Annotated in this window: 14 protein-coding genes; 6 read left to right on the top strand and 8 right to left on the bottom strand. The window is 57.7% G+C overall.

Features of this window, described 5'->3' with window-relative positions:
- The first annotated feature begins 79 nt into the window (after positions 1-79).
- On the top strand, positions 80-502 hold the full coding sequence (locus AC2FJF_RS13745) for a tellurite resistance TerB family protein (RefSeq protein ID WP_058273455.1): 423 nt from the start codon (positions 80-82) through the stop codon (positions 500-502).
- A 2-nt stretch (positions 503-504) separates the two neighbouring features.
- Here AC2FJF_RS13745 and dacB read toward each other — a convergent pair whose 3' ends face one another.
- The 4 genes from dacB to AC2FJF_RS13725 all read right to left on the bottom strand — a co-directional run bounded on the left by dacB (position 505) and on the right by AC2FJF_RS13725 (position 3,766).
- Complete coding sequence (dacB, locus tag AC2FJF_RS13740; protein WP_496725898.1) at positions 505-1,983, bottom strand: D-alanyl-D-alanine carboxypeptidase/D-alanyl-D-alanine endopeptidase; 1,479 nt, start codon at positions 1,981-1,983, stop codon at positions 505-507.
- A 65-nt stretch (positions 1,984-2,048) separates the two neighbouring features.
- Positions 2,049-2,669, bottom strand: a complete 621-nt coding sequence (locus AC2FJF_RS13735; protein WP_496725897.1) for a nicotinate-nucleotide adenylyltransferase — start codon at positions 2,667-2,669, stop codon at positions 2,049-2,051.
- Positions 2,670-2,701: 32 nt separating this feature from the next.
- The gene (locus tag AC2FJF_RS13730; RefSeq protein ID WP_496725896.1) at positions 2,702-3,169 is read right to left on the bottom strand and encodes an MOSC domain-containing protein; all 468 of its coding nucleotides are present in this window, start codon (positions 3,167-3,169) and stop codon (positions 2,702-2,704) included.
- Between the two features lie 12 nt (positions 3,170-3,181).
- Complete coding sequence (locus AC2FJF_RS13725) at positions 3,182-3,766, bottom strand: hypothetical protein (protein ID WP_496725895.1); 585 nt, start codon at positions 3,764-3,766, stop codon at positions 3,182-3,184.
- A 211-nt stretch (positions 3,767-3,977) separates the two neighbouring features.
- Between AC2FJF_RS13725 and ettA the strand changes: the two genes are divergently transcribed.
- The gene (gene ettA, locus AC2FJF_RS13720; RefSeq protein ID WP_496725894.1) at positions 3,978-5,633 is read left to right on the top strand and encodes an energy-dependent translational throttle protein EttA; all 1,656 of its coding nucleotides are present in this window, start codon (positions 3,978-3,980) and stop codon (positions 5,631-5,633) included.
- 240 nt (positions 5,634-5,873) lie between these two features.
- Here the strand turns inward: ettA and AC2FJF_RS13715 are convergent, their stop codons facing one another.
- Entirely contained in the window at positions 5,874-6,185 is a 312-nt protein-coding gene (locus tag AC2FJF_RS13715) for a hypothetical protein (RefSeq protein ID WP_496725893.1), read from the bottom strand.
- Positions 6,186-7,292: 1,107 nt separating this feature from the next.
- On the opposite strand from AC2FJF_RS13715, the gene AC2FJF_RS13710 reads away from it, so the two are divergent.
- Together AC2FJF_RS13710 and AC2FJF_RS13705 are read left to right on the top strand one after the other, a co-directional pair.
- Complete coding sequence (locus tag AC2FJF_RS13710; protein ID WP_058273677.1) at positions 7,293-7,499, top strand: cold-shock protein; 207 nt, start codon at positions 7,293-7,295, stop codon at positions 7,497-7,499.
- Between the two features lie 178 nt (positions 7,500-7,677).
- Positions 7,678-8,238, top strand: a complete 561-nt coding sequence (locus tag AC2FJF_RS13705; protein WP_058278724.1) for a L,D-transpeptidase — start codon at positions 7,678-7,680, stop codon at positions 8,236-8,238.
- Between the two features lie 5 nt (positions 8,239-8,243).
- Here the strand turns inward: AC2FJF_RS13705 and AC2FJF_RS13700 are convergent, their stop codons facing one another.
- Together AC2FJF_RS13700 and AC2FJF_RS13695 are read right to left on the bottom strand one after the other, a co-directional pair.
- Positions 8,244-8,858 carry an SOS response-associated peptidase gene (locus AC2FJF_RS13700; RefSeq protein ID WP_496725892.1) on the bottom strand — a complete coding sequence of 205 codons (615 nt, stop codon included), beginning with the start codon at positions 8,856-8,858 and terminating at the stop codon, positions 8,244-8,246.
- A 4-nt stretch (positions 8,859-8,862) separates the two neighbouring features.
- On the bottom strand, positions 8,863-9,489 hold the full coding sequence (locus AC2FJF_RS13695; protein ID WP_496725891.1) for an arylesterase: 627 nt from the start codon (positions 9,487-9,489) through the stop codon (positions 8,863-8,865).
- A gap of 66 nt (positions 9,490-9,555) precedes the next feature.
- Here AC2FJF_RS13695 and AC2FJF_RS13690 point away from each other — a divergent pair, with 66 nt between their 5' ends.
- Positions 9,556-10,251 (top strand): ABC transporter ATP-binding protein, encoded by a 696-nt coding sequence (locus AC2FJF_RS13690; RefSeq protein ID WP_496725890.1) that lies wholly within the window; start codon positions 9,556-9,558, stop codon positions 10,249-10,251.
- Positions 10,248-12,776 carry an ABC transporter permease gene (locus AC2FJF_RS13685; protein WP_496725889.1) on the top strand — a complete coding sequence of 843 codons (2,529 nt, stop codon included), beginning with the start codon at positions 10,248-10,250 and terminating at the stop codon, positions 12,774-12,776. The genes AC2FJF_RS13690 and AC2FJF_RS13685 overlap by 4 nt, the downstream gene beginning before the upstream one ends.
- Here AC2FJF_RS13685 and AC2FJF_RS13680 read toward each other — a convergent pair.
- The gene (locus AC2FJF_RS13680; protein ID WP_496725888.1) at positions 12,773-13,225 is read right to left on the bottom strand and encodes an RrF2 family transcriptional regulator; all 453 of its coding nucleotides are present in this window, start codon (positions 13,223-13,225) and stop codon (positions 12,773-12,775) included. The genes AC2FJF_RS13685 and AC2FJF_RS13680 overlap by 4 nt on opposite strands.
- Positions 13,226-13,299: the final 74 nt, after the last annotated feature.

Raw genomic sequence — 13,299 nt, 5'->3', positions numbered from 1 at the left:
TAGCCGATGCGAAACCCGTTGAACCTGCACGCTTGCCCACCTATCGTGCTGATGCAGAAAGCCTAATCAGGACGACACCATGACCGAACAAGTACCCCACCCGATGTCCCCTCAGGATTGCCTTGTTGCGATCATGGTTGCGATCTCTGCATCTGATGAAACCATCCGCACAGCTGAGTTGGTCAAAATCGAAGGCGCGGTCAATATGCTGCCGGTTTTTGCCGAATATGACATCGATCGTACCCGCCGCGTTTCGCAAACCGTGTTTGACCTGTTTGAACAAGAAGACGGGCTGGATGCGCTGTTCGGCCTGATCCGCGACAACCTGCCCGAACGGCTGAACGAAACCGCCTATGCGTTGGCCTGTGATGTGGCCGCCGCTGATGGTTCGCTGGCGGAATCCGAGCTGCGCCTGCTTGAAGAAATTCGTTACGAGCTGAGCATTGATCGCCTGCATGCCGCCGCGATCGAACGCGGCGCTCGGGCACGTCACACTACCTGATCTTAGCTTCCGGCCATAGACCCCCAGCGCTCGATCAGTGCGCGTTGGAGTTTGCGCGAGCGATTGTTCCAGCTTCGCGCGCCTTGTGGTCGTTCGCGCTGCGCGCGCGGAATCGTGGCACGGTGGTCGACATCTGCAGTAAAAATCGCAAAGGCAAGCTCGGAACCGCCCGGCGCTGTGATGAAACCTCCAAGGCCGGATACGAAGTTCAACGTACCGGTTTTAGCATCAACCTTGATCGGGTGGTCTTGAACGGGCCGTCCCTGACTGTCCGCAAGGGTGAATTTTTTCAGCAAGGGTTTCAATGCGCCCGCCTGTTTCGCAGCAACCAGAGCTGTTACCAAATCTCCCGGTGCCATTCGGGACGCATCACCCAGGCCCGAGTGATCCACCATGGCGATCCCAGTCACACCGTATGTCTCGGTCGCCCAACGGTTCATCTCGGCCGCAGAATCCGCCAATGATTGCAAGTTGGCGCCGCGCGCTTGCGAGGCCGCCATACCAACCATCTCAGCCGTCAGGTTGGTCGAATACTTCAACATGCCGCGCAGTATACTATCCAGCGGGTCACTGTGATGCACCACAAGCAAGGTTCCCTTCGGTGTTTCGCGCATGACCTGCACGCGACCCAATTGGATCCCATTCGCGCGCGCCAGCGTCCTGAACACATCCCCCGCATAAAGCGCAGGCTTGCGCACCGGCAACCACCGCGCCCCACCAGTACCAAGCGCCCCTTGCGCCACGGTCCAGCGGTCCTGCCGCGCGCTGGATTCATAGGTGTAGATAGGCGCTTTTCGTTTCTCAATCTGCATAGAGGCCACATCGACCGACGGTTTGTACCGCGCGCTGCGCGCATCCATGGACACGTCATAGCGGGTACCATCACGTTTCCACTCAAAGTGCACCCGGTTGAAATTCAACGATATGCCACTGATTGAAGGACTATAGCCCAGATGATCCGGCTGCCCCGGATCGATACTGAACACATAGGGCAGCGCCCCCTCATAAACCTTGAACGCACCCTGAACTTCGGAAATCCCAGCCTCGCGCAAATTCGCCGCCAAATTGGCCAACGCATCGGTGTCCAGCAGCGGGTCGCCACCTCCCACAAGGATCAAGTCACCTTTCAGGATACCATTTTCGATCGGTCCATCCGCCATCAGGGCGGTCTCGAACCGGTAGTCCGACCCCAAGACATCCAACGCATAAAGAGCTGTCAGCGCCTTGGCCACGCTTGCCGGCGGCAGCCCCTGATCGCCACTGAACTCTTCCAGCTGCGTGCCCGTTGTTGCATCCGCCACCGCGAAAACCACCTCACCACGCAGCCCGGCCGCTTGGACAAGCCGCTCGACCCCGGTCGGTACGTCGCCGCGCAATTGAGGGCGCAACGAGACCAAAGGCGCCTCGGCCAGCACAGCAGAAGGGATCAAAGCTGCCCCCAGCCCTGCTAAAAATCCACGTCGAGAAAATCGATCAGTCATAAGTCGAATAGAATCTCACAGATTAAATACACACAACCACAGATATGGATTATGCGCGCATGGGGCTATTCCGGCAACACCTCAGCGCCCCAACCTCCCCGCTCCCGGATTTGGCTGGAACTTACATCGACCATCGGTACGTTCACGAAACACCACGCGGGCGCATCGGCGCGCCCCAGCAGACGCCGCGCCTGCCCATCTATCCGGTACTTGGCGTAAAGCCGCGCAGCAGGGGACATCCGCGCAGAAATCCGGTCGCCGGGGCGCGCAATCACACCGACAGGCACGCTGTCCATGATCAGCCGCCAATTCTTCCACCTATGGAACTGCGCTAGATTATCCGCGCCCATGATCCAGATAAACCGCACTTTGGGATAAAGACGCCGCAGTTCTGCCAACGTATCCGCCGTGGCCCGCGTCCCAGTCTGCGCTTCGATATCCGTCACGTCGACCCGAGGGTGCTGCATCAACGCCCGCGCCGCTGCCATCCGTTGTGCAAGAGGCACCGGCCCCCGCGCCTTCATAGGGTTGCCCGGAGACACCAGCCACCACACCCGATCCAGTCCAAACGCCTTCATCGCCTCAAGCGTGACATGCACATGCCCCTGGTGCGGCGGGTCAAACGACCCACCGAACAGCCCGATGACCAGCCCGGGCCGCGCGTACGGAATACTAAAACGATCCATGACTTGCTGATGTTCAGAACTGGACAACGTTGTCAATCAACCGGTTGAACCTCATCACCCAACGTGACCCGCCCCGGCCGCACCACCTCGGCGCACCACCCACCATGCCCCCGCACGGCGGAATAGCCGCCTTTGCCCAGCGCCTCCTCCATCCGGCTGCACGGCGCGCAGATAACGGTAAAACGCAGAACGGCCTCGCCTACCTGCACCTCACGCCCCTTGAGCGCCGCCAGATTGATCCCTGACACCACCAGATTGCGACGCAGGATGTCCGGAGTAACCGGCCCCTGCCCAAGATATGACCCAATCGCCGCCAGATGCTCCTGCTGGATCAGCGTCACGGCCCGCTTGCCTGCGCGGCCCCGGTCGCCTTCAAGCCCATTGGTGGAGATCATGCCTTCCTCAACCGCGACCATCTCCGCACGACGCTCAGGTCGCAGACCGATCCAGCCAATACGGCCAGGTTTGCACCAGTTGGATATCAATACACTCAGGGACAAATAACCTCCGGTTTATCCGTTCATACATGTTTTGAATTCGGCGGATTCAGCAATCTCTTTCAGCGGCAAAAACGGAACGTCACTTTCGACAATACACTTAATATGAAGCTTGGAATCCGCTGACTGCTGCTTCCATTTAATCTGAGGATAATTAACGCTCTTTGGCAATTCCACCTTCGGTTCGATGAAAAATTCAAAGTATGCCAAATAGACTTGAGCTCTGATCTCATCACCAGTCAAAGCTACATATTTAAGCATCTGGTGCAAAAGTGACTTTTTGAGCTGTCGGTAGTCTTCGGTCAGTGCGAACTCTTCCTCGATATTTGCAAGTGATTTAATGAACTTAAAGGTAACGTAGTACCTGATATCGTGCTCTGACTTATTCGAAACCCTAAGCATAGTCAGAATACTTGCAGAAGCAAAATCACCCCCTTCGATTTGAGACGTCGACATCTGCGCCACATTGTATGTTGAGCAATAAGTTGCGTCTTTGTACGCCTTGCAGTCCGGCAAATTTTCAGCACGAGCCGCCATTGAACTGATCGCCCCGAAAGCAAAAAAAGCCATCGAAATTATCACATAACTGCTCATCTTCATTTACCAATCTCCCGTTTGGGTTGTGTGTATACAGCAAACCTTGCAGAGGGAATCCCCAACATCTTGACCCCGCTGGTCTTAACCACTCGGCGTTTCGTCCTTGCAAACTGCGCAAACAGCTTCATCCGGCCTTATTGTTCTTGATTGCCCCTAATCGAACCATCCGCTATCACCCCGCCCAACCTGATTTCCCCGACCCAGAGGACGCGACATGGCCGCCTATCAATATGTCTACCACATGCAGGGTGTCTCCAAGACCTATCCCGGTGGCAAGAAGTGCTTTGAAAACATCCACCTGAGCTTTCTGCCCGGCGTGAAAATCGGTGTTGTCGGCGTCAACGGCGCCGGCAAATCGACGCTGATGAAGATCATGGCGGGCCTCGACAAGGACTTCACAGGCGAGGCCTGGGCCGCCGAGGGCGCCAAGGTCGGCTATCTGCCGCAGGAACCGAAACTGGATGAAACCCTCAGCGTTCGTGAAAACGTCATGCTGGGCGTGGCCGAAAAGAAGGCGATCCTTGATCGCTATAACGAACTGGCGATGAACTACAGCGACGAAACTGCTGATGAGGTGGCGAAGCTGCAGGACGAGATCGACAGCCAGAACCTGTGGGACCTCGACAGCCAGATCGACGTCTCGATGGAGGCGCTGCGCTGCCCGGCCGACGACGCCAACATCGCCAACCTTTCGGGCGGTGAGAAACGCCGCGTCGCGCTCTGCAAATTGCTGCTGCAGGCCCCCGACATGCTGCTGCTCGATGAACCGACCAACCACCTGGACGCCGAAACCATCGCCTGGCTGCAGCAGCACCTGATCGACTACAAGGGCACCATCCTGATCGTCACCCACGACCGCTATTTCCTGGACAGCATCACCGGCTGGATCCTTGAACTCGACCGTGGCCGGGGCCTGCCCTACGAGGGCAACTACTCCGCATGGCTGGAACAAAAGGCCAAACGGCTGGAGCAAGAGGCACGCGAGGACAAGTCCAAGCAGAAAACTCTGCAGCGAGAACTGGATTGGATGCGTCAGGGCCAAAAGGCCCGTCAGGCCAAATCCAAGGCCCGGATCAACGCCTATAACGAGCTGGCAGACCAGTCCGAACGCGAAAAGCTGACCCGCGCCCAGATCGTCATCCCCAACGGCCAGCGCCTTGGCGGCAAGGTGATCGAGGTCGAGGGCCTGTCGAAGCACATGGGCGACAAGCAACTGATCGAAGGGCTGGATTTCGCCCTGCCCCCCGGCGGAATCGTAGGCGTTATCGGCCCCAACGGTGCTGGTAAATCGACCCTGTTCAAGATGCTCACCGGTCAGGAACAGCCCGACAACGGCACCATCACGCTGGGCGACACGGTCGAGCTGTCTTATGTCGATCAGTCCCGCGACGACCTCAAGGACAACGACACCGTGTGGGAGGCGATCACCGGCGGTGCCGAGATCATCCAACTGGGTGACGCGCAGGTCAATTCCCGCGCCTACTGCTCGTCCTTCAACTTCAAGGGCGGCGACCAGCAGAAGAAGGTCTCACTGCTGTCAGGCGGTGAGCGCAACCGCGTCCACATGGCGCGCCTGCTGAAAGAGGGCGGCAACGTCCTGCTGCTCGACGAACCGACCAACGATCTGGACGTTGAAACCCTGCGTGCGCTGGAAGACGCGCTGGTCGATTTCGCCGGCTGCGCCGTGGTCATCTCACACGACCGCTTTTTCCTGGACCGTATTTGTACGCATATTCTGGCGTTCGAGGGCGATGCCCATGTGGAATGGTTCGAGGGCAACTTCGAAGACTACGAAGAGGACAAAAAGCGCCGCCTTGGACCGGATGCGCTGGAGCCCAAGCGGTTGAAACATAAGAAGTTTGCGCGATAAAAACTATGTTTGAAGCCCGGAACCAACGGATATGATTTCGGGCCTCAAATAGCCTACTTGGAGTGAGTACCGGCGTAGATATCGGTAATACGGTTTGACTGGTGTGTGCGGCTATCTTTCTTAGCTTCTCAAGACCATTTGTGAGCCTTATGCAGCCGGTCGGAGTTCTGCCTCTCACAACTAAAGTCACGTTGTCAGCGCATTCTCGATCTGTGCCTTACAACAGCCCGCGGAAATCAGTTACTTTTGCGACTGGCCGACTGGCTGTTGGTTTTCACCACTCCGTACCTGCTTCTCGTTCAGAACATCTCCAAAAAGCACAGTCAGTTCTTTTTTGTTAACCGCTCCAGAATTTCCAATTTGCGTTTTCCCGGCAAGCTCTTTGGGCACCGAATTTGCCTGCTCCGCTGATTTGAGAATATGGTCTAGGATCGACTTGAAAAACATATCTTTCACCGTGCGTGTTGGGTTTCTGGAAATTGTTTGAAACTGAATATTCGTTGCAATGTTCCGCTGCGGGCCGATCCGAGCGTGCGGTGGACGTCGGCTCAAGGACCGTATTTCCGTGAGTGGCCACCCGCAGCGGTGCAGCGTACATATGAAAGAAAGATCAAGCGCCAACGGGGAAGAAAACCGCGTTCCGCGTCATTTTTGAACAGCCAGTCAAAAAGTCTTTTTGTGATGCGGCATTGCGAACTAAAGCTCATGCCACTGCCCCTATCGTGACGTTACGGCACTATTTTTTTGATGACAATTTTGGGTGCTTCTTTTGCGGATTGTCGGGGTTCTAAACTGAGGTTCTGCAGAGGAGTGATGGGTGAAATCACCCATCCTTCGGTTCCCCAAGCTTCCCTTCGCTGACGCTGCCACTCCATTCCGGATCAACGCGACCTGCACCAATATCGCGGTGTATGGACGAATTCGGCCAATGGGTAGGGGGCTCTACAAACCCGTGTTTGACAGGATTACCCCAGCAATGTGCCATGAGATTACGATAATCTCGCTCATCACGGATCCAGTGCTCCAAAAACCTGCGTTGCCAATTCCCACGTTTCTATTCGACAATTTTCGACCCGCCCCGCGGACCGAATGCGCCGACACCCCGTACAAACCGAATTTTGGTCAACCGCCACCGTGTCGAATAATCCACATCTCCCGGCGGCAAGGTTCAATCCGCGTGCCGATGATCCGGCAATACAACAAACGCGTCACCACAAAGGCCGCGCGCAATTGCTACAACTCGCGCACTAACAAATCCGATAATCAATCGGCCAGAGACACGGTAAAAAAAGTACTTGGCTCCGGGAATGCGGATGCGGCAGCAATTGCTCATGCCGCAACCTGATCACAGACTTGGTTAGAGTTTTCTAGATGCCCACTCAGCGCACAGATCGCATGGCCTTTCCTTTTCAAAGGCCGCTGAACCAATAACCAAACCCGTCGGCGGATTCTTGTGCAAATCGGGAAACTGGCCCTCAAACCCTTGTACGAAACGCACAAAATCCCTTGTCACGCGCCCACCCCGATGCCATATCAATGGGGCTTACGTTTTTCTATTTCGACCCACTGTCACCGTTTCCGGCGCTCAGTCTATCGATACAGACAACGACGCCGGGCTGCCGCAACTCCGTGGGCAGCACAAAACAGGAGACAACGGATATGCCCACAGGCACCGTAAAATGGTTCAACACCACCAAAGGTTTTGGCTTTATCGCACCTGAAGATGGCGGCAAAGACATCTTCGTTCACATCTCGGCTGTCGAGCGTTCGGGCCTGACCGGTCTGGCCGACAACCAGAAAGTCACGTACGAGCTGCGCGCTGGTCGTGACGGCCGCGAAAGCGCCGACGATATCGCACTGGCCTAAGGCCATGAAAGGGCAGAGGTTACCTCTGCCCTTTTCACATCACGCGGGACAAAACTGCAACAGAAGTGTGTCTCTGCGATTACATCACAATACGGTTACTCTTGGCAGATGATTGACCAGATCGGTTATCATTCCGACACTGGTTTACGATTTTCCTGTTGTCCTTAAGAGAACCGATATGTTCACACGTCGCACTTTCCTTGCAGCATCTGCTGCCGCTGGCCTGACACCCGGTATTGCTTCGGCCAAGAAAAAAGCCGTTGAATACGACCCCACGCCCCAGTTCGTTCGGGTCAAGAAACAATTTCTGCCGGGGCAGCTTCTGGTCGCGCCACGGTCCTTCTACCTGTATCTCATCACCGAACCGCGCAAGGCGATCCGCTATGGGTGCGGCGTTGGCAAGGCAGGCTTGGAATTCACCGGCACAGCCACGATCGACGTCAAGAAAGAGTGGCCGACATGGCGCCCCACGAACGAGATGATCGAACGTGAACCGCTGACTTACGCCAAGTTCAAGGACAATGATTATGTTCAACCGGGCGGAGATGGAAACCCGCTGGGGGCACGCGCGCTCTACCTGTTTCAGAATGGGGTCGACACCTATTTCCGTATCCACGGCACGACGCAACCGCAAACCATCGGGCGCGCGGCCTCAAACGGATGCATTCGGATGCTGAACGCCCATGTCATCGACTTGTATGAGCGTGTACCGGTGGGAACTGTGGTCACGGTTGTCTGAGGCGGTCACGACCCGGACCAGTCGACGTCCGTCGCCTCTTCGATCTGCAACAACCCGTCCGGCCAAGGTTGCGCCAGCGCTTTGGCGTCATCCTCGGCTCCTGTGACCCATGTCTGAATGTCGGCAGGTTGTAGCAGGACGCCCATTCGATGGTGTATCGGCTCCAGATCAGCATTAGGTGGGCAGGTCACAGCTGCAAACTGGTCAACCCGCAGACCGCCCGGAGCCTGCCAACTGTCGGTGATCGCGGCGAAGAACAGAGGTGAGCCATCCGCCGAGGCGATGCGCCATGCGGTTTTTCGACGTTTTTCGCCTGTCCACTCGTACCACCCGTCGACTGGAACAACGGCTCGGCCAACGCCATCGAAGGCGGTTTTGTCAAAGACGGTTTCGGACCGGGCGTTGATTATAGTTTCCATCACAGGCCGACCGCGCGCATTGACGCGCCCAACCGGGATCATGCCCCATCGCATGGGTGTCAGGCCGTGGGCAGTCAGAACGATCAGTTCCTGACCCGGTTGAATGTTCCTTCGCGGCGGCTGTGGGTCCACGTCACACCGGACATTCAAAAACTGGGCGATCTCAGACATTGGCCGTGTCAGAAAAAATCGCCCGGGCATCTTCTCAATCCTGCTTGGTCGAGGTTTCGACCAGCTCCAGCACGTAAGGCCCAAGCGCTGCTACAATCCGCGCCACGCCTTCTTTGTTGGGGTGAATTCCGTCCGGTTGCATGAACTGCCGGACTGCGCTCGGGTCGCCGTTTGGCTGCAACCCTTCAAAAAAGCTTTCCGCAAACACAAGCTGATATGCCTTGGCCAGATCCGGGTACATCGCATCAAAGGCCTGCTTGTAATCGACCCCGTAATTCCCCGGTGCCTGCATTCCGATCAGCAACACCTCAACCTCCGCCGCCCGGGCGGAGGTTACGATTGTCTCAAGGTGCGCGCGCGAGACAGCCGGGTCGATACCGCGCAGCAGATCGTTGCCGCCCAGCGCTACGATCATCGCGTCCACGTCAGGTGTAAGCGTCCAATCCACACGGGCCGCGCCGCCGGCTGTCGTATCCCCGGAAACTCCGGCATTGATCAATTGCACGTCTGCGCCCTGATCCTTCAGCCATTGATCCAACTGTGGTACGAACCCGTCCTGTTCCGGCAGCCCGTATCCTTGTGTCAGCGAGTCCCCGAGGGCCGCGATGACCAACGGTTCCGCTGTGGCGGCAAAGCCGCAACACGCAAACAGTAAAGCCATCAGAGCCTTGCGCATTTTTTGAACAACTCCATATCCCAAAATGACCGTCTCCTTTTGGAAGTACTTATGACGACACCAGTTCTTTCGCTCCAAAATGCCACCTTGTCGCTGGATGGCAATGCCGGCCGGGTCAATATCCTGCACGATATTACCCTGACCGTCGCCAAAGGCGAAACGCTTGGGCTTGTCGGACCGTCCGGGTCCGGCAAATCCTCGCTGTTGATGCTGATGGGCGGGTTGGAACAGGCAAGCGCGGGCAAGATCACAGCCCTTGGCCAGGATCTGACTGGCATGGATGAGGATTCTCTGGCCCGTTTCAGACGCAATGCGATGGGGGTCGTCTTTCAGAACTTTCATCTGATCCCAACAATGACCGCCCTGGAAAATGTGGCCACGCCGCTGGAATTGGCCGGACACAAGGATGCGTTTCAACGCGCTGCGGCAGAACTTGACGCGGTTGGCCTGTCGCACCGCCGCGATCATTATCCGGCGCAATTGTCGGGCGGCGAACAACAACGCGTTGCGCTGGCCCGGGCCGCCGCGCCGCGTCCGCAAATTTTGCTGGCGGATGAACCGACAGGAAATCTGGACGAAACGAACGGCGCGGCTATCGTCGATTTGTTGTTCGGCCTGCGCGACAAACACGGCGCCACTCTGGTGCTTGTAACCCACAGTCATAGTCTGGCGCGCAAGTGCGATCGGGTTGTACGCTTGCGCGACGGGCGAATTTCGGAAGACAGCCAGCAAAAGGCTGCGGAATGAGCTTTCGGCTGGCCGGGCGTCTGGCACGCCGTGAACTTCGGGGCGGGCTGCATGGGTTTCGCGTTTTCCTCGCGTGTCTTGCGCTGGGTGTCGCCGCAATCGCAGCAGTTGGATCGGTGCGCCACGCGATCCAAGCTGGCTTGGCCGAAGAAGGCGCGGCCCTGTTGGGCGGGGATGCGCAACTGGAATTCACCTACCGATTTGCCACAGATGACGAACGCGCCTGGATGGACCAGACCGGGACAGCTGTCTCTGAAGTGGTCGATTTTCGTTCAATGGCCGTTGCTTATCAGGGCGCTGAAACGCAACGCGCGCTGACACAGGTTAAATCAGTCGACGACACCTACCCGTTATTGGGGTCTCCGGTTTTGAAGCCTGCAATGCCGCTGTCGGCGGCTTTAGGGACACATCAAGGTCTTCCCGGCGCGGTAATGGATCCGTCGCTGATTGACCGGTTGGATCTTTCCGTCGGAGATCGCTTTGCACTGGGGACGCAAGAATTCATCCTGACCGCCGCATTGATCCATGAACCGGACGGGGCGGCAGATGGCTTTGGTCTGGGCCCTCGCACGCTGGTGCGGACCGAAGATTTGCAAGCATCCGGCCTGTTGGCCCCGGGAACCCTGTTTTCCACCAAATACCGCCTGGCCCTGCCATCAGGAACCGAGCTGCAAGATCTAGCGGTAGAAGCGCGCCAGAATTTTGAGGGCACCGGTATGCGATGGACTGATGCTCGCAACGGTGCGCCCGGTATTGCCGAGTTTGTCGGGCGGCTCAGCGCATTTCTGGTTCTGGTCGGGTTATCAGGCCTTGCAGTCGGCGGCATCGGAGTTTCCGCAGCCGTGCGCGCCTATCTGTCCCAAAAGACAGAGACCATCGCGACACTGCGCACACTGGGCGCTGACAAGGCGACAATATTCCAAACTTATATGATCCAGATCGGTGTCCTGTCCGGGATCGGCATCTTGCTGGGCCTTGCCTTGGGCGGGTTGCTGCCGCTGCTGCTGGCCCCCTTGATTGAAGCCCGGTTGCCTGTACCCGCGGTTTTCTCATTTTATCCGGCACCGCTTGCCGAAGCAGCGTTGTACGGTTTACTGACGGCCTTTCTGTTCACGCTCTGGCCCCTTGCCCGCACCGAAGACGTCCGCGCAGCGACCCTGTTTCGGGATGCTCTGACCTCGGCACGTGCGGTTCCACGAGGGGTGTACCTCATCGCAACTGGTTCCGGCCTCGCGCTGCTGATCGCGTCAGCTGCCTGGTTCAGCGGCTCGGCGCGCCTGACGTTCTGGACCGCCGGAGGGTTGGTGGGCGCGTTGCTGCTGCTGTCCGCTGCGGCCTATGCGGTGCGCCGGCTGGCTCGGCTTAGCGCCCCATCAGCGCGCAGGCGTCCGGCCCTTCGGTGGGCCTTGTCGGCCATTTCCGACCCTCGCGAGGGCGCTGCATCCGTTGTACTGTCTCTGGGTCTTGGGCTTTCGGTTCTGGCGGCCGTTGGGCAGATCGACGGCACCTTGCGCAATGCAATTTCCGGCAACTTGCCGGACGTTGCCCCGTCTTACTTTTTCGTCGACATCCAGAAGGACCAAATGCCGGGTTTTAACGACAGGTTAACCACCGACCCCGGCGTCAGCCGGATCGAAAGCGCACCGATGCTGCGCGGGATCATAACGCAGATCAACGACAAGCCCGCCCGCGAAGTGGCAGGCGATCATTGGGTACTGGATGGCGACCGGGGCATCACCTATTCCGTCCGGCCACCTGATAACGCGCGCATAACCTCGGGCGAATGGTGGGCCGAAGACTATACCGGTACCCCGCAGGTGAGTTTCGCAGCTGAAGAGGCGGAAGAAATGGGCCTTAAACTCGGCGACCAATTGACCGTGAATATTTTGGGCCGGGACATTACCGCAGAACTTACATCAACGCGCGAGGTTGATTTCTCAAACGCAGGTATGGGCTTTATCATGTCCATGAATCCATCGGCCCTTGCAGGTGCCCCGCACAGCTTTATCGCGACGGTCTACGCCGAAGAACAGGCCGAAACTGCAATTCTGCGCGATTTGGCCGGGACGTTCCCCAACATAACGGCGATCCGCGTTCGCGATGCGATTGATCGGGTCTCGGGCCTGCTGGCAGGCATCGCAGCGGCGACGTCTTACGGCGCAGGGATTTCCCTTCTGACCGGTTTTTTGGTCCTCATCGGTGCTGCCGCGGCTGGGGAACCCGCGCGCCGATATGAGGCCGCGATCCTCAAAACACTGGGCGCGGACCGGCGGCGCATCCTGTTCAGCTTTGCCCTGCGCGCCGCGCTGTTGGGCGCGGCTGCTGGTGGCGTTGCGCTACTGACCGGCATCCTAGGTGGGTGGGCCGTTGCCACCTATATTTTCGACACGAAATTCTCGGTGATCTGGCCGTCTGCAATCGGAATTGTTCTGGCTGGCATCATCGTGACACTTGGCGCGGGGCTGATCTTTGCCCTGCGTCCTCTGGCCGTCCGCCCGGCCCGCATCCTGCGTGCCAGCGATTAACCTGCGCGCGCGCAGGCAACCGGTTGCAGAATCTGCAGCAAAGGATCGTTGTCGCAGATCAGGGCGTCCAGCGTAATCTCGTCCAGTGAGGCATAGAAGACCTCAGCCGCGTCCTGAAGCGCCATCCGCAATCGACATGCATCCGTCAATGGGCAGGTGTTGTCGGCATCCGCAAAACACTCGGCCAGCGGCAGGTTGCCTTCGACATCACGAAACACCGATCCGATCCGAATCTGTTCGGCCGGCCGAGCTAGTACCATACCGCCGTTACGACCGCGCTGAGTGCTTAGATAGTCCAACTGGCTGAGCTGATTGATGACCTGTGCCAGATGGTTCTCCGAGATATTGCACACTTCGGCAATCTCGGACTTGGTGACCAGCCTGTCCTGATGCGCTGCACAATACATCAGCAGCCGCACCGCAATGTTCGTCCGTTTGGTTATCCGCATCGTGACCTCCCAAATTTCAAGATGCAGACTTATTGCATGTCCGGCATAAAAGCGGTTTGACATACATCAATCGT

The organism is Ruegeria sp. CDSB013 (genome assembly GCF_059611165.1).
Note: the sequence above shows the minus strand (reverse complement) of the source record. Positions and strands in the feature narration are given on the sequence as shown.

Excerpts from the sequence above, each read along its gene's own strand:
- AC2FJF_RS13745 (WP_058273455.1), top strand. The coding sequence starts at position 80 with ATGACCGAACAAGTACCCCACCCGATGTCCCCTCAGGATTGCCTTGTT.
- dacB (WP_496725898.1), bottom strand. The coding sequence starts at position 1,983 with ATGACTGATCGATTTTCTCGACGTGGATTTTTAGCAGGGCTGGGGGCA.
- AC2FJF_RS13735 (WP_496725897.1), bottom strand. The coding sequence starts at position 2,669 with ATGGATCGTTTTAGTATTCCGTACGCGCGGCCCGGGCTGGTCATCGGG.
- AC2FJF_RS13725 (WP_496725895.1), bottom strand. The coding sequence starts at position 3,766 with ATGAAGATGAGCAGTTATGTGATAATTTCGATGGCTTTTTTTGCTTTC.
- ettA (WP_496725894.1), top strand. The coding sequence starts at position 3,978 with ATGGCCGCCTATCAATATGTCTACCACATGCAGGGTGTCTCCAAGACC.
- AC2FJF_RS13710 (WP_058273677.1), top strand. The coding sequence starts at position 7,293 with ATGCCCACAGGCACCGTAAAATGGTTCAACACCACCAAAGGTTTTGGC.
- AC2FJF_RS13705 (WP_058278724.1), top strand. The coding sequence starts at position 7,678 with ATGTTCACACGTCGCACTTTCCTTGCAGCATCTGCTGCCGCTGGCCTG.
- AC2FJF_RS13700 (WP_496725892.1), bottom strand. The coding sequence starts at position 8,858 with ATGCCCGGGCGATTTTTTCTGACACGGCCAATGTCTGAGATCGCCCAG.
- AC2FJF_RS13695 (WP_496725891.1), bottom strand. The coding sequence starts at position 9,489 with ATGGCTTTACTGTTTGCGTGTTGCGGCTTTGCCGCCACAGCGGAACCG.
- AC2FJF_RS13690 (WP_496725890.1), top strand. The coding sequence starts at position 9,556 with ATGACGACACCAGTTCTTTCGCTCCAAAATGCCACCTTGTCGCTGGAT.
- AC2FJF_RS13685 (WP_496725889.1), top strand. The coding sequence starts at position 10,248 with ATGAGCTTTCGGCTGGCCGGGCGTCTGGCACGCCGTGAACTTCGGGGC.
- AC2FJF_RS13680 (WP_496725888.1), bottom strand. The coding sequence starts at position 13,225 with ATGCGGATAACCAAACGGACGAACATTGCGGTGCGGCTGCTGATGTAT.